The organism is Tenacibaculum sp. SZ-18 (genome assembly GCF_002813915.1).
Taxonomy (GTDB): Bacteria; Bacteroidota; Bacteroidia; order Flavobacteriales; family Flavobacteriaceae; genus Polaribacter.
The window spans coordinates 2,567,618-2,587,729 of the sequence record NZ_CP019335.1 but is presented as its reverse complement, the minus strand read 5'-3'; the positions used below and the strand labels follow the sequence as shown (position 1 = coordinate 2,587,729).

The following is a 20,112-nucleotide window of genomic DNA, read 5'->3' as shown; positions in this document are numbered from 1 at the left end:
GAATGTTTTTGATAAATGAATTCTTGAGTAACTTCAATGTGTCCCTTCCTTTAACTTCACTATTATTTGTAAAGCTCTGTATTTTTGAATCAAATATAATTATTCTCGTGAACTATTTATTCTGAAAGAAAAGAAAGCGCTTACATTATGTGCAGCGCTTTTTAGGGAGATCAGAATTTCTAATTTGGTCTTTTAATAGTACAATTTCCCCATTCTTTTCAAATGTTTGAAATGCGATTTCATCATTGCGAATAATGATTTTTTATGATAAGGAAGTCCATATTCTTTTGTGATTTCCTCAATGATCGAATTGATTTTGTGATAGTTCGTATGACAAATATTTGGAAATAAATGATGAGCAGCGTGACAGTTAGATCCGCCACTTAAAAATCTAGCAAAAGCATTATTTGGGTTCCAATCACAACTCGTTTTCAATTGATGAACTGCCCACGAAGATTCTAAACCATTTTCATCAGCTTCGTAATATTCAGCTTCATCAAAAAAATGAGTTCCAACAAGCATAACCACAAATAGTAATGATGTGAAAGCTGAGCTTGAAAGATATGTGATTACAACAAAGCTTATTGAAAAGTTAGAATAGAGTAGAGGTAAGGCTAAGACTAAGCTGAAATAAACTATTTTAAAAAGAAAAAATCGAATTAACATTTCGTTCTTACTTACACCAGATCTCATCCATTTATAATCTTTTGAAAATAAGTAAATCCAGTCACCCATAAATACCGAATAAACTAATGCTAACATATATACGAAAGGTGCATAAATGTGTTGTATGGCATGCTTTTTAGTCCAAGGATGAGAAGGTGCTAATCGCAAAAACGGATTTTTATCGATATCGATGTCACTTCCTTCAACATTAGCGTAAAGATGAGGCGATCTAATATGTCGAAGCCCCCATAGTAATGGATCAATTCCAAAGGTTAAAAAACTGAAAAAATGTAAAACTTGATTTGCCTTTTTGTTTTTAAAAGCCGTATTGTGAGATGCATCATGTCCAAAACTGAAACCTACTAAAAGGCCAGCCATTTGAAAAAGCACATAGTATATCCAGAAAAGTAAACCGTTATCTGTTTGAAAAAGTAACGTATAAGAGATATAAGTTACTAAGAGCCAACATAAACCCTTTAACCAAAAACTTACTCCTCCGTATTTTAGTTGCTTGCCAGCTAAATTCCTTTTAACTCTTTTTCGTAGTGTATTGTAAATATCTATCTCGTATGCAACACTTTTAAATTTAGGATTTTCCATGTGATATTGATTTAAAAAGGAGTTGAATAATTTTTTGAAAAAATGGTCTTCGATTTCATAATCTCCAACCACTCTAGGTTATTAAACTTACTTGTTTGGTTTAAAATCTTTTTCCTATTGTAATTCCTGCTCTTGAATAAACTTTTGAAGCATCATTTTCCACTCCAAATACTCTTCCAAATCCTAGAGACAGTTCACCAATCCACCCATTCCTTGATAAGAATTTTCCACCAACTGAAATCCCTAATCCGAACCTAGTTTTAAGATCTCCTACATCATTCATGTTTATAAATCCATTGTTGCCGTTGATTGTTATAGTGGTTTCTTTTTTGAATTCATCTAAAAGAACTGCTCCATTTCCTTCTACGAAAAATCCTCCTGCTCTTTTTTTACCAAAATAGAATCTGTAGTATGGCAAAGCTCCGAAATTATAAAAGTTGTTGTTGTCAATATTAAATCTAAGAGAAAGTCCAAGAGCAGTTTCATTACTTAAAATTCTTTCATAAGTAATTTCTGCACCACCTGCTACTAGATAAAGTCCATTAATTTTTAGTTCATTGTTTCCTTTTATTTGTCTTACTTCTTCTTTTTCCTGTGCATTTACATTCATAGAAAATAATGATAATGTCAATAAAGAAACAGCTACAAAATAATTTGTTTTTTTTCTCTTTTGAGAATTTTTTGAGCATGTAGTTTTTAGGTAATTATTCATGATATTTAGTTTTTGACAAAACTAGATTCATGAAGGAAACTAAATGTCCAAAATCATCCAAGATGCTAAAAGTTGGATAGATTTACGTGAATCTGGACTCCTGTAAATTGAATTAATTTCTAAATTGAGAAGGTGTTACCCCTGTGTGCTTTTTAAAGGCATTATAAAAGGTAGATTTGGAATTAAAACCTGATTCTAGTGCTATTGAGGTAATGGTGTAGAGATTATACTCTTGATTTTTTAGTAGTTCTTTGGAATAATTTACTCGATATTCATTGATTAATTGATTGAAATTTTTTGCACTTTGTTCATTGATTATTTTAGAGAGTTGGCTAGTGCTCATTCTAAGCTCATTGGCCAAAGTTTCCAAGCTTAGTAAATTATCCAAAAATCTTCTGTTATTGATAATGTAATTTTCAAGATCTCTAAATTTTTGAAGATTATTATTATTTTGGGCGTCTGTTTTTTTTAAATTATTCTGACGAATTAATTTTCTTTCTTTAACTTGACGAAGCATATACACCAATTCGTAACCTAACCAATAGATAAGTACAGTTGTCATTACTCTTAATGGGTAATAAAAAGCGATGAAGTCTTTAAATTGAAGTGAAAACTTAACACCAACTGCAAGTGCCCAAAGAGCATAAGAAATTAGGGCTAAAAATATAAAGGTATTTAGCCATTTTAAACTGTCGTAGCTCAATACACCTTTAAAAAGTTCTTTCTTATATCTGATAATATGGAAGCAATAAAAGAAAATACTGATAGAAATGAAAAAACTAACGAGTTCTTCAATAGAAGTATACTTCTCATAAAATAAGTCATATTCAGAGGAAGTTGCAGAATCTTTAATAAATGAAAAAGAAACCACCTGAAAGATAATGCTAATTAAAAAAAATGGAAATAAGACCTTTATAATATTAAAAAAGCTTTTTTCAATTTGTAGATAATTAATAACAAAAGAATAGAATAGGGGAGCTATTAAAAAATGCCAAGGAATTTGAATGTAATCTAAAACTAAAAAATCTTTAGCTAAAAGCCAAGATTGTAAGTTATTTAGTGCTATGACAAGAATCAATAAATTCAGGAAAATTGTATTCTTATCTAATCCTGTTTTTTTAAATAAAAAAAAACTAAATACAAATCCGTGAATTGCACTTACAATCAAAAACAAATTAAAAAACTCAGATAGTTGCATAAAGTTTTAGAAATGTATGCAAGATATATGTTTTTTATAATTTTGAAATATTTACCAGTTAAAATGCTGTGAAAATTTTAAGAATAGTATTAGAATTTGATAAATAAATTAATGGATAAATACCAACTACTAATTTAGATATAGTTAAATTTGAATATGACAGAAATTACAGATATATTCTTCGATTTAGACCATACTTTATGGGATTTTGATACAAATTCAGGACTTACATTTAAGAAGATATTTACAGAACAGAATATCGAATTAGATATAAATAAATTTCTAGTAGTATATGAGCCGATTAATTTAGAATATTGGAAACTTTATCGTAACGAAAAAATTGGTAAGGCTGAGCTCAGGTACAAAAGATTAAAAACAACTTTTGATAAATTGAATTTTGAAATTAGTGATAAACTAATTAATAAAATTTCAGAGGATTACATTACTTATTTACCTTCATTTAACTATCTTCTTGACGGAGCAAAAGATCTTCTCGATTATTTAAAGGATAAATACAATCTTCATATAATAACAAATGGATTTGAGGAAGTTCAGAGAATTAAACTTGAAAAATCAAAAATTAATCATTATTTTAATGTTGTTGTTACTTCAGAAAGCGTTGGTGTGAAAAAGCCGAATCCTAAAGTATTTGAATTTGCTTTAAATGAAGCTAATGTTTCTGCTGATAACTCAATTATGGTTGGTGATAGTTTGGAAGCTGATGTTTTAGGAGCATTAGCCGTAGGAATTTCTCCCATATATCTCTCTAAAGTTAAGCATAGTGTTGATGAAAGAATAATAAGTGTTAAAGCTTTGTCTGAAATTAAACGATATTTATAGAAATTTATTTGTTGTAAATTAAGAGTACAGTTTATGAGAAAAAAACAATTTTATTGTTTATTAACTTTCTTATCCCTAGTTTTAGGAAGTTGTGTAGATAATATAGACTTTAGTCAAGCAGAAGATGCAAATATTACACCTGTTACTGTAGTATCTTTAGTAAATACAAATATTACTCAGAATGATTTAGTAGTAGGAGGAAGTGAAGTTGGAACTATTACTCAAACCTCTGTTGTTTCCATATTGGATAACGGTATAGCTCGAAATGATTTAGATAGAGCGGTATTTCGTTTTGAAGTAAATAATCAATTTAATCGTGATTTTAGAATTAATTTCATATTTCTAGATAATAATGATATTAGTACAAATAACGATATTACGTTAAATATTGATGCGAACAATACCAGTTTTGTTCAAGAGAATGAGATTATTATTGCCAACAACCCTGATCTATTGAATAGTAGAAAAATTCAAGTAGAACTAACTTTATTACCTAGTTCTGATGGATCTTCAATAGATATAAATGTGCCGACTTCATTTGTCTTTAAATCGGCAGGAACATTTTATTTTTCGTTTAATAACAGTAACTAATTTATGATTAGATTTTTTTCAAGTTTTTTAGTGTTATTTACTGTTATTTTATCATCACAAAATAAACAAATCTTGTACGGTTTTGATAATATACCTCAGACTTTGTTGTTGAATCCCGGAGCAAAAGCAAACTATAAGTATCATGTGGGAGTTCCATTACTTTCAGGGATTTCAGCACAGGGGAATATGTCCGGCTTTACAATCGCTGATTTGTTTAGAAATGATAATGTTGATTTTAATACCAAGTTAGATAATGTTTTAAACCAATTAGATAATAACGATTATATTGCTTTGAATACGCAAGTAGACATTGTAAATGCTGGTTATCAAATGAACGATAAAGATTATTTAAGTGTCGGATTTTATACCGAGTTAGATGCTTTTTCAACTATACCAAAGGATTTTCTTGAATTATTACGCGACGGTAACGCACCTAATTTGAATAGAAATTTTTTGTTTTCAAGATTGAGTATTAAGGGAGATGTTTTAGGAGTCTTACATGCAGGAATATCAAGAAAATTTAGTAAACGCTTAACAGCTGGAGTTCGATTGAAAATTTATTCTGGTTCCTTAAATGTTCTTACCAATGATAATCAAGGAAGTTTTACAACTAGGTTGGGAACAAATGGAATTTATGAACATACTTTAAGTGGACTGGATTTAGCTGGTTATTCATCAGGAATTGTTAGTTCAGATAATCAGATAACTATCGACGTTTCTGATGTGTTAGGAAATACTTTTTTTGGTCCGAATTTAGGTTTGGGAATAGATATAGGTTTTACCTATCAAATGGATGAACAAACCGAATTTTCGGCTAGTTTATTAGATATAGGATTTGTTCATTATTCTGATCAATTAAGAAATGGAACTGTAACAGGAGGTTATGTTTTTTCAGGAATTGAATTCCAATACGATGGAAGTAATCCTAACTATTGGCAAGATTTGAACGATGATATTAGTTCAAGTGTTCCTCGAAGTGAAAACAGTGAGTCATATTCTGTAATGAGACCTATGAAATTCAACGCTGCGTTACATCATTATTTCGGGAAATCGAGAAGAGAAGAAAGCTGTTTTGATATTTCCTCTCATAGTTATTACGATAATGCGGTGGGCGCGCAGTTATATTCAGTAATTCGTCCCATAGGCCCGCAATTTGCTTTTACTGGGTTTTATCAAAGAAAGTTCTCAGAGAAAGTAAGTTCAAGGGTTACCTACACAGTTGATGATTTCTCACATACTAATTTTGGAATTGGTATGTCAGTTCATATTTGGAAGATAAATCTTTATGGAGCGGTTGATAATATATTTAATCTTTCCGATATTGCAAATGCGAACAGTGCTTCTGTTCAGTTTGGTATAAATATATTATTTAAATAATTATGAAAAGTTTACTTGTTTTTTTATTGATTTCGGTTTCTGTATTCGGGCAGAAAAATATCAACAATTATAAATATATTGTTGTTCCAAGACAAATGGAGGTTTTTGACGAGGCTGATAAATATCAAACGAGTGGCTTAACGAAGTTTTTATTTAATAAAAATGATTTCACTGCATTTTTGAATGAGGATGATTTACCAAAAGATTTAGCGTTAAATAAATGTTTAGCACTTAGAGCTGAATTAGAAGACGGTTCAGGAATGTTTTCGACTAAACTAAATTTAGTTTTAAAAGATTGTTACAATGAAGTGATTTTTAGAGCGGATGAGGGAAAGAGTAAAATCAAAGAATACAAAAGAGCTTATCAAGAAGCTTTAAGAAAGTCATTCAGCTCCATAAAAAGATTAAATTATAAGTACGAACCCCTTAAAAAAAGTACTGTAATAAAGAGAGATTTAAATGTAACCCTTAAGAAAGATAAAAATATAGAAATAGTTAAAGACAATGTCGACAATACGAAAACTGAATTGACATCTGATATTTTTGCTGTTAAGACGAGTAATGGATATCAACTCAAGGGCAAAGATGAGAGAATCGTATTTGAATTATTAAGCACATCTAGTCCTGACGTTTTTATTATTAAAGACAAAAATGGCGTGTTGTTAAAGAAAAATCAAGGTAACTGGTCTGCTCAATATTACAAAGGTGGCATTATTCAAACCAAAGTTATAAAGCTTAAATTTTAATAATTGTATTTGTCTTTCCAACGTTGCTTTAGCGATGTTCTGAAACTATTTTCTCTTTGGTTATTTCCAGGTTCATAAAGTTTGGTATTGGAAATTTCCTCAGGTAGAAATTCTTGATTAACAAAGTTGTCTTGATAGTTATGAGAGTATTTGTAATCTTTACCGTAATCTAAGTCCTTCATTAATTTAGTCGGAGCATTTCTCAAATGCAGAGGTACGGATAAATCTCCTGTATTACGTACTAAATTTTGTGCTTCTCCAATTGCCATATAGGAAGCATTACTCTTAGGAGAATTTGCTAAATATACTGCACATTGACTTAATATTATTCTGGACTCTGGATATCCAATTACTGAAACGGCTTGAAAAGTATTATTGGCCAGTATAAGAGCAGTAGGATTGGCTAAACCAATATCTTCAGACGCCGCGATAAGCATTCGTCTAGCGATAAATTTAACATCTTCGCCACCTTCAATCATTCTAGCTAACCAATAAACAGCAGCGTTAGGATCATTACCTCTTATTGATTTAATAAATGCTGAAACAATATCATAATGTTGTTCTCCCGTTTTATCGTATCTAACCGTATTCTTTTGAATTTTTGACAGTACTAACTCATTAGTAATATCAATATTGTCTTCAGAAGTTACGAGTAGCTCAAATATGTTGAGTAATTTTCTTGCGTCACCTCCGGATACTTGCAATAATGCGTCAGTTTCCTTGAGATTTATAGTTTTATTAGATAAAATCTCATCTTTGGCAATGGCTCTGTTGATTAGATTGATAAGATCTTGTTTGTCGAAAGAATTTAAAATATAAACTTGACATCGAGAGAGTAGGGCAGGTATAACCTCAAAACTCGGATTTTCGGTAGTTGCACCAATAAGAGTAACCCAACCTTTTTCAACAGCACCTAATAACGAATCTTGTTGTGATTTACTGAATCTATGAATTTCATCAATGAATAAAATTGGATTTTTTTGAGTGAATAAGCCGTTACTCTTTTTAGCTTTTTCAATAACTTCTCTAACGTCCTTTACTCCAGAACTAATTGCACTTAATGTATAGAATGGTCTTTTCGATTCATTAGCGATTATATTTGCTAAAGTTGTCTTACCAACTCCAGGAGGTCCCCACAGAATTAATGAAGGAATAATTCCTTGACGTATATGTTGTGTTAATATTCCTTTTTCACCAACCAAATGCTGCTGACTTATATAATCTTCTATTGTTTTAGGTCTTACTCTTTCTGCCAAAGGTGCACTCATAGAGTAAAAGTAATAAAGTTTTCTGACAGAAATTCGTAATTTTTAAATTGGATATATTTTTGTAGTTAGAAAGTCTATGAACGAGCAAAATAAATTTAAAATATCAAATGATGTATTTATAATTCCGTTGTTATTTGTCTTTATAATCTGGTTTGTGTATTGGATAGAGATTAAATTCGGATTTAATTTTAACAAGTTTGGTGTTTTACCCCGGTCTATAAGTGGCTTAAAGGGGGTGCTATTCACGCATTTTATTCATAGTGATACAAAGCATCTGTTACATAATTCGGTTCCTTTATTAGTGCTCCTAATGGGTTTGATGTATTTCTATCGAAAAGTGGCGTTAAAAGTTTTAATCATTGGGGGAGTTGTTACAGGATTACTAACCTGGGTGATTGGTCGTGAATCATATCATATTGGCGCAAGTGGAATAGTTTATCTCCTATTTAGCTTTGTCTTCTTCAGTGGTATAATAAAAAGACATTATCGTTTGGTGGCAATGTCTTTAGTTACGATTTTTTTATATGGAAGCATGATTTGGTATGTATTTCCAATAAAAGAAGGTATGTCGTGGGAAGGTCATTTAGCTGGCTTTATTACTGGAATACTAATGGCATTAGCATATCGTAAAATAGGTCTAGTTAAGGAAAAATATGTGTTTTCTCAGACCGAATTTGACGATATGTTTGATGAAGAGGGTAATTATATTGAACCAGAGATTGATGAAGAAATTTCTGATGAAGTTGAAGTGAATTTTAGGGTGAATTACATGTATAAAGAGAAAAAAGAGGAGGAGTAGTTATCTCCTCTGTCTTAAAGTTTCATATAAAAACGCGCCGCAAGCTACCGAAACATTTAAGGATCCAATCTCACCAAGTAAAGGTAATTTACCTCTGAAATCAGCCATTTTTAAGATGGAATTACTAACACCTTTATGTTCAGACCCCATAATAATTGCTAATGGTTGTTTTAAGTCTATGTCAAATACGGAATATTCTGTTTTTTCTGTTGCTGCGACCAGTTTTATATCGGCAGCTTTAAGTTGGAAAATAGCATCTTTTATATGGTCCACTTTACAAATTGGTAATCTAAAGGCAGCACCTGCTGATGTTTTTATAGTTTCAGCGTTAACCGGAGCACTACCACTCTTTTGGATAATAATCGCATCTACACCTGTACATTCAGCAGACCTAATAATTGCTCCAAAGTTCCTTACATCTGATACTTGGTCAAGAATCAAGTATAGTGGAATTTTTGATTTAGATTGTACATCTTCGATTATAGTTTCTAGATTTACAAATTCAATTGGTGAAATTTTAGCCACAGCTCCTTGATGATTATTATGTTTTGATAATCGATTCAATTTTTCCACTGGAACAACACTAGTAGAGATTTTATTTTTCTTAAGGATTTTATCTAATTGAAAGAACAAATCTCCCCTTAAACCTTTTTGTAAATATACTTTTTCTAAAGTAGAGCCACTATCTATCGCTTCTATTATAGCTCTTATACCGAAAATTATTGTCGATTGTTCCATGGTGCAAAAATAGATTAATTTATGACAAAAAAAAACCACCTTTAAAGGTGGTTTAATTTATCCTATATGTTCTTTTTTTAGTTTGTATCAAAGTTATGTGTTTGAGAAGAACCGAAGTCTCCTTCACCTGTAGCTTTTACAGTTCCACCAATTGTTAATGTATAAGATCCGATATTTGGGAAGCTTAATCCATCACCAAAAGAGTCGTTAACAACTAAAGTAAAAGTTCTTCCTGCGCATAAAGTGATAGCTTCAGAAGCTGTAGCCTGACCATCAGCATAGCCAGATCCCGAGGCAACAACACCTCCTATTGAGTCTATAATTTGCCATGAAATTTCACTTCCAAAACCGTCAAATACAAAATCTAAAGTACCTGTAACTTCGTTACAATTCTGAATGTAGTTGATTTCAACAGGAACACTTGTTGATAATCCTTCTACACCGCCTTCAAAATTAACAGTTAGTGTATTAACACCAATTCCTAAGTTCGTGTCACTTAATATAATATCTAATGATCCCTCGTTTGAGTTAGCAGGTATTGTTACAGAAGAAGGAACCGTATATGATCCGTCACCTGCATCTGAATTATCCATATCAATAGTTACATTGAATGTTCTGTCAGATCCTGTCGTGTTAGCAGTATATACAGGGATATTGAATGTAGTTCCTGTCGAACCAGCATCAACTCCGAAATCGTAAGATTCTGCACCGAAAGTAACATAGTTAGTATTTTGTGGCTCAACTTCATCAGTACAACTATTAAAAAGTACTATTGAAAAAACTGCTAATAAAAGTAATTTAATGTTTTTCATATATGTAAGGGTTGAAAAATACCATCCTGACTCGTTAAAGAGTCAAGATGGAAAGTTTTGAATTATAAATTTTGACTAGAAATAAAAGGATTATTCTGAATTTCATCTTGTGGAATTTCAAAAGTCATTCTTTCCTCATCATATTGAAGTGGTACACCAACTAAAGAAAGGTGGTTACTTCCTCTTGTTACCGTTGCCTTATTTCGTTTCATTGCTAGGTAACTTTTACCTTCACCCCATAATTCTATTCTTGTCTGTAAATAAATTTCATCAAGTAAAGCTTGTCCGCTTAAACCATCTACATAAGAAGCGTCTGGAATTCTTCTTTGAAGTAATGCTTTTAGAGAAGCACGAGCTCCTGCATCATTACCTGCTCTCGCGTTCGCCTCAGCATTTAAAAGGTATGCTTCTTCAACACGCATGTAAACATAATCTGCTGTTATTCCTGATTGTGGTCCTGCTCCAAAGGCAGTAGATCCAGCAACAGCTGCACTAAAGTAAAACTTTAATAAAGGTTGTAAGTGTCTACCATTTGTTGGTGCGTCTAAGAATTGGGCTTTTCTTGCATCGTTTGCTGGAATTGCAGCGAATAAATCTGCATCAATAACTTTATAGTCACCAGCCCAAGCATAACTGTATGAGTAAGCATCAATTTGTCCCCACCAAGAAATTAGACCTAAACTTAATACTGGAGTAATATCGATTCCCCACATCCAGCTAGGTGTATTAACGTTATTAAAGCCATTAGTAACTTCGGCAGGACTTAACATTGTGTAATTACCACTATTTATAACTTGTTGTGTTAAAGCTGCTACCTCTGCATCTCTGCCTCCTTTAGCTCCTAATACATAAGCTAAAATTAGTCTAGCAACATCTTGATTTATTGCCGACTTGTTAGTACGATTGAAATCTGAAAGTAATGAAATAGCATCAGTTAAATCTTGTTCCATTAAATTATAGATTTCTTCGGCAGTTGATTTAGCCAAGTTACCACCTGGTTCAGTTGGCATAGGTAAAATAGGCTCTGAAGCATTGTACTTCTTTTGGAAATACTGAGTTAAATAAAAATAAGAATGTGCTCTTAATGCTTTAGCTTGTCCCATTTGGTGTCTTCCAAGTTCACTCTCTGGAGTTGCGTCACTTCCTCCGTAAGTTTGAATGATTGTATTCGCTGATCGTATTATACGATAATAATATCTCCAAATCATTCTGTTTTCACCACGTGTGAAATCTTGAGGTCCTTGAAGTTCTGTAATACTTGCTCTGTACCATCCATAAGTACTTACAGAGAGCGACATATCACCTGATACCATGTCACCGAAGACATCGTAAGATTTGTGCCCAAAGTCAACATGACTAGTTGATCCTCCAGAACCTTGCTGAACCATTTGTGCATAGGCTCCACTCATAAATGCTGTACTAATCAAAGGATTTGTTTGTGCACCATATCCTAATTGTGCAGATGTTAAGTCTTGAGTGGGCTGACTTTCTCCTGAAGTCCCACTGTTGTCTAATAGTTCGTCACTACACCCGTATGATAACGAAAGTAAAGCAGCGGCGAAAATTAATTTAATTTTTTTCATGATTTTAATGTTTTTTTTAATTAAAATTTAACTCTTACTCCCATTGTGATTGTCGTAGCAGGGGCGTAGATTCGTCTACCAGAATTACCTGCTTCCCTAATAGAAGGGTTGAATCCCGCTCTTGCTGTGTTGATAAACAAATTATCTCCCGAAACCCAAAGGTTAATACCATCAATTCCAGAGTTTTCCATGAAATTGCTAGGAACTGTATATCCAATTCTAGCGTTATTTAAAGCGATAAAGTCAGTACTTGTAACAAACCTTGTAGAAAGTCTTGTAGCATTTACTACAGCGTTATCTGATAATAATGGAACATCAGTTATATCTCCTGGTTGTTGCCATCTATTTAATATGTCAGTGTGATAATTATTACCTGCTGCTCCAAAACGGTCGCTCATTAACTCTGCATATTGCCCATCATATGCATAACCTCCTAAACTATAGGTAAATTGTGTTGCAAAGTCAAAAGCACCTATTTTACCTGATAATCTGAATGCACCCCTTACATCAGGAATAAATTCTTTATCAATAAATTTATTGGTAGCCGTAGCGTAATTTTTTGTTACTACTTTTTTAATATTTGCATTTGGAACCAATTGGCGATATTCAAATAGAGATCCAGTGGTGTTAACACTTTCAGTGTTCGTATCATCTGTACTATCTTGAACAAACCATTGAGTCCCTGTGTCATAAGAAGAAGGCTCGTCTGCATCTAATTGGTTATTTCCATTTAGATCATCGTAGTATTGATACCACATTGGTGAACCATCAGATGGGTCTACCCCTGCCCATTCAGGCATCCAGAAATCAAAAATTGAACGACCCTTAGCAAACGCATAAGCACCATCTCCACTTGAATTAGAATCGATTACTTTAGGTAATCCAGTTGACGGATCAATTGGCATTAAAATCATTTCATTGTTTAAAACCTCTCCGTTTAATGCTAAGTCTAATTTAAAATTTTCCTTATTAATTAAATGAGCTGTAACATCAAATTCAAAACCTGCGTTTAAAACTTCTCCGTCATTTACTAAAATAGAAGATATACCAGATGAAGGACCTGTTCTTTGATTAAAGAATAAATTATCCGTGTTTTTTCGGTAGTAATCAAAATTGGCATCTATATAATTACCTAAACTCATTTCAATACCAGCTTGCCATTGTCTTGATGTCTCCCAAGTTAGCTCAGGATTTCCTGGTCTGGCTAAATCAATTGCTAGGTCAGACCCAACTAAATTAGCATTATAAATATCAAAACCTGATGCTGTAGATACACCATCTTGATCACCAGTTACACCCCAAGATGCCTTTGCTTTAAGATAAGAAATCAGATTGTCTTGCATGAAATCCTCTTCACTTACAACCCATGCTGCTCCAACCGAACCAAAAGTACCCCATTTATCGTTAACAAAACGTGAAGAACCATCCGTTCTTAGTGAGGCAGTTAGATAGTACTTATTCTTAAAATTATAATTAGCTTGACCGAAATAAGACTCAATACCAGAACCATCAGCATAACCTGTAGAAGGTGATTGAACCTCTAAATAATTATCTAAATTATACAAACCTGGCACTACAACGAATTGTTTATTATCGAAGTCTCTTTCAAATCTTCTCTCAAAAGTTTCGTGAGCAGCCAATACTTCAAGTGAATGGTCGCCAAAGGATGTTTTATAACGTAAAAGTTGTAAAAAAGTCTGAGACCATCTTGTAGTGTTTGTTAAATTTAGAGTACCATTATTTGTTGCAGCTGTACCATAAACATGATTACCTGCATTTATAAATTCTTGATAAGAATATTGTCCACCAAATTTAGTTTCCAATGTCAACTCATCACTTAATTTAAAATCTGCGCTGAAATTACCGTTAATAGAGTGTGTTTCTCCACCAACAAAATCAAGGATTGCAGATCCAATTGGATTTAATAAGTTAGCATTAGGTCTATTTCTTGTAAATCCGTTAGTTGATCCAGTAGGAGATCCATAATCATATTGAGCACCTCCATATATTGGGTCAGGAATCAAATCCCCAGTATTTGGAAATCTAGCGAATACTGGATAAATTGGAGCCATTTTATCGGCAAATTCAAATACGTTTTCAGACCCGTTAGTTTGTCCGTTGTTTGTACTTTGAGCTAAAGCATATCCGATGTTTGATTGTAACTTTAACCAATCTTTAACGTCAGATGTTAAGTTTAATCTTGTAGTATATCTTTTAAAGTCAGAATTTACTGAATATCCACTGTCGTCTAAATATCCCATTGAAACAAAATACTTAGATTTTGCAGAACCACCACCCATACGTAAATTAGCTTCAGTTCTAATTCCTTCACCGAAAGCATAATCAGCGTATCTTTCAGGGGTGAATAACCTTTGTACACCTGATCTAACAGTTCTAGTTACAGGATCAATAAGATCACCACCGGTTGCATTCCACATATTGTAGCCAGCTCCGATTCCATTATCTCCAAGAAATGTAGAATTAGCAAAAGCTACTGGGTCAGCGTTGCCAGTAACAACACCTCTATTATATAGACCTTCCCATACTAAACCTATGTATTGCTCTGGACTTCTCATCACATCATATCTAGGTATGATTTGTACGTTTACACCAGACTTAACGTCAGCTTCTATATAAGATCTCTCAGAAGAAGTACCTGTTTTAGTAGTAATTAAAATTACACCATTTGCACCTCTAGATCCATAAATTGCAGTTGCAGTTGCATCTTTTAATACAGTTGTACTTTTGATATCTGCAGGGTTAACCGAGTTAAGGTCAAACGTTCCAGCAAAAGGAATACCATCAATCACGTAGAGAGGAGCTCTGTTACCATTTGGTGAACCATAACCACGTACACGAACAGTACCAATTGTACCAGGCTGTCCAGAAGTATTAATTACAGTTACCCCAGCAACCTCACCTGTTAACGCCTGAGAAACGTTAGAGAAAGACTTAGCCTCAAGGTTTTCAGTAGCTACTGTTGCAGCCGTACCAGCATATGATTGCTTAGTAGCAGTACCATAACCAACTACGATTACCTCTTCTAGTAAGTTGTCAGTTTCTAAAGTTACACTGATGTTGTTAGATGAACCTACTACTCTTTCTGCAGTTTTCATACCCACAAAGCTAAAAACTAATACATCGCCTGTCTTTGCTTTAATTGAGTAGTTACCATCAAAATCAGTTTCAGTACCGGAAGTAGTACCTTTTTTTAAAACACTAACCCCAGGTAGAGGACCTGATTCATCAGAAACAGTACCTGAAATCGTTCTCTCTTGTGCAAAGGATATTTGCACAACCAACGCTAACAAAAGCGTTAAAATTCCATTAAACTTTGTTTTCATTGTATAATTGTTTGAATTAATCAATTGCTAAAGTCTTAATTTTATCTTAAATAAACAATTTTTTAACAGAAAAAACAACGTAGGATTGTTTAATAAATAGCTCTTAGAGTTTTCTTTTAACGAATAATTAAGAAAAATGTTTATTCATTAAATTGTTTCTATTTTGAATTATATTTTATGTAACTAATTGACTCATTGTGATTTTTAAACACCTTTTGTCCTTGAGTCAAGCCTAGTTCTATGGCGGATCTGTAATGGATCCCACCGTACAGTCTACTTATAGCAGCCTCTTGTGCTGCCTTACGAAATGATTTAAATTTTCTTACTGGGAGGCCGTAAGGTACTTCTGTTGTATCTTCAAATGAGAGATTATCTCCGAAAATACTAGTTAGTGTTTCTGATGCAGCCCCTGAAACAACCGAATGTCCACTTGTATATTCGGGAAACGGAGGGGTTTGTAGGATAGGCTCCCAACTTTCATCCAAATAATTGTTAATTAAAGTTTCAGGGCGAACCAAATTACTTCTATACTTTTCATCCCAACAGCTTATAAAAGCATCTGTGATAGAAATTGAAGTTTTGGTGTAAGCAAAAACAGTTTTGTGAAAATCTGATTTGGCTTGTTTACAAGCAATTTTACAAATTCCTATCCAGTGTGCACCCGGTGTAATTTTTTTTGATGCGAACATGAAATGACCACGAGTTACTGAAACATATGGGTTACAATCCCAAAATCTTGCAATAGCTATTTCCTCAGAGTTGTTGCCTTTATTATCTATGTTTTTGATTACATTGTACACCTCCACTAATTCTTTGTAAAACTCACTATTCTTTACTAATGAAAATTTCGGTGGAGCTTTAGGTTTGAATTGTGATGCTGAGTCAAGAGTAAAAGGTCTGATTTTATTCCAATGAGGTTCTATGGCGTCCATGTAAGATGGGGGAGTAGGTTTCCATTGAGATGGATCATCGGAAAGAATATTATGCTCTGGCATAGTACGCGTTTGAGCGTAGTTATCCTTATTCATCCAGTCTATAATCTGTCTAGAATAATGAATTCCCTGTTCTTTTGAACTGTTGAAAGAACTAGAATTAATATTTCCCCAACTTTTATAAAGACTATCTCTGTACTTAATAAGTTTCTCTTTAGAAAAAATCATCTCCTTAGCAACATCCATATAAGCTATCAATGAAGATAGTTTTGAATTTACTTTATTGTTACCAACATAGGGTTGTAGTTTTAAAGAATTCAATTGTTTTGATAAGGTTTTGTAATTGGAGTTGTTATAATTCAAAGCTTCATATGCAGCAATATTGGGATAGGCATAAATTCGACTAGCTACAGGTGGAGAAAAAACATCATGAATCATTATTTGAGTCATACGATCTACAACAGAATGATAATCATCAGCGTTAATTATTATTTCTTTTTCTTGTTTTTTACAGCAAGAAAAAGTTACTATTATCAATAATAAAGAGATCAAACCTTTGTATATGTGCAAATTATTACTCATTAATTGTATATGATTGAATAGACTCGTTATTTGGAGCTATAATAAGTGTTTTTTTGTTTTTAAAATTAATTATTGTGGAATTTCTTACTTCTTGTTCTATTGGTTTTATTCCAAAATTAGCACTATTTGAATAATCTTTCAAACTTCTTAATAATATTCCTTTATTGCTTTCGTATCCTCCGTGATACGTGTTTACAGATTTATTGTTACCGAAAATCAATAAATTAGATACATTATCAATCGATATTTTACAGAAAGAATTTATAGGTGAAAGCTGAAATAATTTTGGTAGTGAAACAAAATTACTATATGTACCGTTGTCATTTTCAATGTACCCAGAGTTTAGATTATTAATATAGTATTTAGTAGCCTTTTTTATTTCTTTTGGTGTAAGAACTTGTTCAATCGTTTTTGTTGCATAATCTTCATATTTTACAAATCGCTTTTTAATTATGTTCATTTGAGATGCGAGTTCATCTTTAGAATACATCGGGTAATATTTTCCATTAATATTATAAGCTATAACAGTTTCTTTTTTACCATTGCTGTCAAAGTCCGAGTGATACATATTTAAAGGAGCCGTTTCAGATGCTCTGAATTTAGTATTAGTTCCCCAGTTACCGAGTAGAATATCTTTGTCTCCGTCTTTATCAATATCAAAGGTTGTCACTGTCTGCCACAGTCCCATTAAACTTGGAAATGCCATGGTTAGATTCAAATTTCCATTATTATTGATGTAAATTTTAGGACAGTCCCATTCTGTCGTGACAACGAGGTCTTTCTTGCTGTCATTGTTTAGGTCTGTCCAGGTAGCGTCAGTTACATGTGATACCAAATTGAATTTTTTATCAATAGTGAAGTTACCATTGCCATCATTAACTAATATATAGGAATTAACAGATTGTCCAAAGTCGTTAGGATTGGATCGATTACCTACAAATAAGTCCATGTCCCCATCATTATCGTAGTCATAAGCTTTAACAACGGAAGCAATATTTCTGTTTTCTGGGATTGAATTCGAACGCACGAAGTTTCCATTCTTATTTATATACAAACGGTCTAATTCATATTTCCAATTCCTACGTTCATTAATTCCACTTCCTACGTAAAGATCTAAATCCCCATCATTGTCAGCATCAAAAAAAGTAGAAGCAGTATCTTCGAAGAATGCGTCATTTTCTATAATTTCTGACTTAAAAGCTGTCAGTTTAATGCCGTCATTGAGGTATAGCTTTGCTGGATTCCCGCAGGAATTACCTATAAATAAATCATCAAAACCATTATTATCGATGTCTCCGGTTGTAATAGTTGGTCCAGAAGTTGAAACTTTATATGGTATAAGTCTTTCAACATAGAAGTCATTATATTTATCTTCCTCGTGTTTGAATTCTATGATATTAGATTTTTTAAAAATATTATTCGTTACTTGACTTCTTAATTGCCATTTTTTAGATTTTTTGTTGTTGTAGGTGATCGTGTTTAGTTTGTTTACTTCAATATTTTTAGTTACTTGGATTTTATTATTCGGCCAAATTACTTGTATTGAATCAATTTTAGAAATAGTATCAATTCCGTAATGCAGATTATTACTTACTGAAGATATAAATCCTCTTGAATTGAAAAGCTGTTTTAATTGAGATTTTTCTTTTGTATAAACAATTGCTTTTGTTCCGATTCCATTTGGGTTTCCTTCTGTGTAGTTAAAATTTAACTTTATAAAGTTTTTGTTCGTTGTTGTATTTTCATAGATGCGAGAAAAATCATTCATATTGTTAACAATTAAATCTAAGTCTCCATCTAAATCCAAATCAGCGTAAGTTGCTCCATTTGATATGCTTGGAACATCTTCAATCCAATCATTGTTCTTATTTTCAAATTTAGAGGAGTTTCCCTTGAAAATTTGGTTAGGTATATCGCCTTTCGGCATCTCCTGTAAAGAATTTAAAAGCCATTCATCCTTAGATTGATTTTTATCTCGATATTTATATGTACTAGCAACGTACATTCTGAAATCTAAATCATTTGGTCGTCTTAAAATCCCGTTGGCCACGAATAAATCTTGATGTCCATCATTATTATAGTCTGCAATAAGTGGACTCCAGCTCCAGTCTGTAGCATCGATACCGTTGTAAAGTGCTTCTTCATTAAAGAAGTTTCCAGAATTATTAATCTGAAGCATATTTCTTGCATATTGATCTTTATATCCAAGTTTTTGTAAACGAAGTTGTACATTGAGCATAGTGTCGTCACCTTCTGATTCTTTAACTGCTCTTTCATCTTTCGGAAGCATATCAAGAGTTATTAAGTCTTGAAATCCGTCTCCATTAATATCAGCAGCATCACTTCCCATTGAAAACCTACTGATCATTGAAAATTTATCAGCTAATGATTCAGTGAAAGTTCCATCTTGGTTGTTTAAGTAATAATAATCATCTTCGTGGAAATCGTTACATACATATATGTCGTCCCATCCATCATTATTAAAATCAGCTATAGAAGCACTCAATCCGTATCCATTTGCACCGCCAAATATTTTTGCTTCTTCACTATAGTCTGTAAATTTGTTGTCTGTGTTTTTTAATAGTACATCTCCAGTTAAGCCAGTTCTTTTTTCTCTTAACAATGCTGGTCCGTGAGATGTTTTTGTGTGAACTGCATGATTTACGATGTATACATCTAAATCATTGTCTTTGTCATAATCAAAAAAGTACGCTTGTGTAGAGTATCCTACGTAATCTAAATTGTACTCTTTAGAACTTTCGGTAAATGTGTTGTTGCCATTATTGATATATAATTCGTTGTGACCTTTATAGTCTAAAAGACCAGATACAGCACAAATATAAATATCTAAATATCCATCGTTGTTTATATCTATTATTGTTGCCCCAGTTTGCCAGTCTGCTTTGCCTTTAATTCCAGCATCTTTTGTAATATCTTCAAATTTGAGATTCCCTTTGTTTAGATAAAGTTTATTTTCTCCTTTATTAGAAACAAAAAAGAGATCGGGTAAGTTGTCGTTGTTAAAATCACCCACGCTTACACCAGCGCCATTGTAATAATATATATAGTTAATAATGTTGTTTTTAACATTATCTTTTATTTCATTTTTAAAAGAAATACCTGTTGTTTCTGGTGTTAATTTTTTAAATAGATAATTATGTTTTGATTGGTTTTTTAGGGGGAGTTTATTTTTACAGGTACTAAAAATGAGAGTGAACAGTGCTATAAAAAAAAGCTTTGTTTTCATTAATCAACCGAAAGTTTTATGTTACAAAAAGGAAAAGGGGCTGTTTTACACAACCCCTTCCTTGATTAATTCATTAT

At 32.5% G+C, this 20,112-nt stretch carries 15 protein-coding genes; 5 read left to right on the top strand and 10 right to left on the bottom strand.

Going from position 1 to position 20,112, the window contains the following annotated elements:
• Positions 1 to 192: 192 nt before the first annotated feature.
• From BTO06_RS11510 to BTO06_RS11500, 3 genes are all read right to left on the bottom strand, one after another.
• A complete protein-coding gene (locus BTO06_RS11510; RefSeq protein WP_157811817.1) occupies positions 193 to 1,266 on the bottom strand; it encodes a fatty acid desaturase family protein in 1,074 nt (357 codons plus the stop codon).
• Between the two features lie 100 nt (positions 1,267 to 1,366).
• Complete coding sequence (locus BTO06_RS11505; RefSeq protein ID WP_100925444.1) at positions 1,367 to 1,978, bottom strand: DUF3575 domain-containing protein; 612 nt, start codon at positions 1,976 to 1,978, stop codon at positions 1,367 to 1,369.
• A 112-nt stretch (positions 1,979 to 2,090) separates the two neighbouring features.
• The gene (locus tag BTO06_RS11500) at positions 2,091 to 3,176 is read right to left on the bottom strand and encodes a helix-turn-helix domain-containing protein (protein ID WP_100925443.1); all 1,086 of its coding nucleotides are present in this window, start codon (positions 3,174 to 3,176) and stop codon (positions 2,091 to 2,093) included.
• A 156-nt stretch (positions 3,177 to 3,332) separates the two neighbouring features.
• On the opposite strand from BTO06_RS11500, the gene BTO06_RS11495 reads away from it, so the two are divergent.
• The 4 genes from BTO06_RS11495 to BTO06_RS11480 are packed head-to-tail and all read left to right on the top strand — an operon-like array spanning position 3,333 to position 6,730.
• A complete protein-coding gene (locus BTO06_RS11495) occupies positions 3,333 to 4,016 on the top strand; it encodes a YjjG family noncanonical pyrimidine nucleotidase (RefSeq protein ID WP_100925442.1) in 684 nt (227 codons plus the stop codon).
• A gap of 33 nt (positions 4,017 to 4,049) precedes the next feature.
• Positions 4,050 to 4,607 (top strand): hypothetical protein, encoded by a 558-nt coding sequence (locus BTO06_RS11490; protein ID WP_100925441.1) that lies wholly within the window; start codon positions 4,050 to 4,052, stop codon positions 4,605 to 4,607.
• A 3-nt stretch (positions 4,608 to 4,610) separates the two neighbouring features.
• Positions 4,611 to 5,984, top strand: a complete 1,374-nt coding sequence (locus BTO06_RS11485; RefSeq protein ID WP_100925440.1) for a DUF5723 family protein — start codon at positions 4,611 to 4,613, stop codon at positions 5,982 to 5,984.
• A 2-nt stretch (positions 5,985 to 5,986) separates the two neighbouring features.
• Positions 5,987 to 6,730 (top strand): hypothetical protein, encoded by a 744-nt coding sequence (locus tag BTO06_RS11480; protein WP_100925439.1) that lies wholly within the window; start codon positions 5,987 to 5,989, stop codon positions 6,728 to 6,730.
• Here BTO06_RS11480 and BTO06_RS11475 read toward each other — a convergent pair.
• Positions 6,727 to 7,998 (bottom strand): replication-associated recombination protein A, encoded by a 1,272-nt coding sequence (locus BTO06_RS11475; RefSeq protein WP_100925438.1) that lies wholly within the window; start codon positions 7,996 to 7,998, stop codon positions 6,727 to 6,729. The genes BTO06_RS11480 and BTO06_RS11475 overlap by 4 nt on opposite strands.
• A gap of 76 nt (positions 7,999 to 8,074) precedes the next feature.
• Between BTO06_RS11475 and BTO06_RS11470 the strand changes: the two genes are divergently transcribed.
• Positions 8,075 to 8,797 carry a rhomboid family intramembrane serine protease gene (locus BTO06_RS11470; RefSeq protein WP_100925437.1) on the top strand — a complete coding sequence of 241 codons (723 nt, stop codon included), beginning with the start codon at positions 8,075 to 8,077 and terminating at the stop codon, positions 8,795 to 8,797.
• Here the strand turns inward: BTO06_RS11470 and rlmB are convergent, their stop codons facing one another.
• From rlmB to BTO06_RS11440, 6 genes are all read right to left on the bottom strand, one after another.
• Positions 8,798 to 9,535: a 23S rRNA (guanosine(2251)-2'-O)-methyltransferase RlmB gene (gene rlmB / locus BTO06_RS11465; protein WP_100925436.1), complete on the bottom strand. Its 738-nt coding sequence runs from the start codon at positions 9,533 to 9,535 to the stop codon at positions 8,798 to 8,800. It abuts the gene before it with no gap.
• 77 nt (positions 9,536 to 9,612) lie between these two features.
• Positions 9,613 to 10,347: a hypothetical protein gene (locus BTO06_RS11460; RefSeq protein ID WP_100925435.1), complete on the bottom strand. Its 735-nt coding sequence runs from the start codon at positions 10,345 to 10,347 to the stop codon at positions 9,613 to 9,615.
• A 62-nt stretch (positions 10,348 to 10,409) separates the two neighbouring features.
• The gene (locus BTO06_RS11455; protein ID WP_100925434.1) at positions 10,410 to 11,930 is read right to left on the bottom strand and encodes a RagB/SusD family nutrient uptake outer membrane protein; all 1,521 of its coding nucleotides are present in this window, start codon (positions 11,928 to 11,930) and stop codon (positions 10,410 to 10,412) included.
• A gap of 20 nt (positions 11,931 to 11,950) precedes the next feature.
• Complete coding sequence (locus BTO06_RS11450) at positions 11,951 to 15,274, bottom strand: SusC/RagA family TonB-linked outer membrane protein (RefSeq protein WP_100925433.1); 3,324 nt, start codon at positions 15,272 to 15,274, stop codon at positions 11,951 to 11,953.
• A 158-nt stretch (positions 15,275 to 15,432) separates the two neighbouring features.
• Entirely contained in the window at positions 15,433 to 16,788 is a 1,356-nt protein-coding gene (locus tag BTO06_RS11445) for a vanadium-dependent haloperoxidase (RefSeq protein ID WP_100925432.1), read from the bottom strand.
• Positions 16,781 to 20,035 (bottom strand): VCBS repeat-containing protein, encoded by a 3,255-nt coding sequence (locus BTO06_RS11440; protein ID WP_100925431.1) that lies wholly within the window; start codon positions 20,033 to 20,035, stop codon positions 16,781 to 16,783. The genes BTO06_RS11445 and BTO06_RS11440 overlap by 8 nt, the downstream gene beginning before the upstream one ends.
• Positions 20,036 to 20,112: the final 77 nt, after the last annotated feature.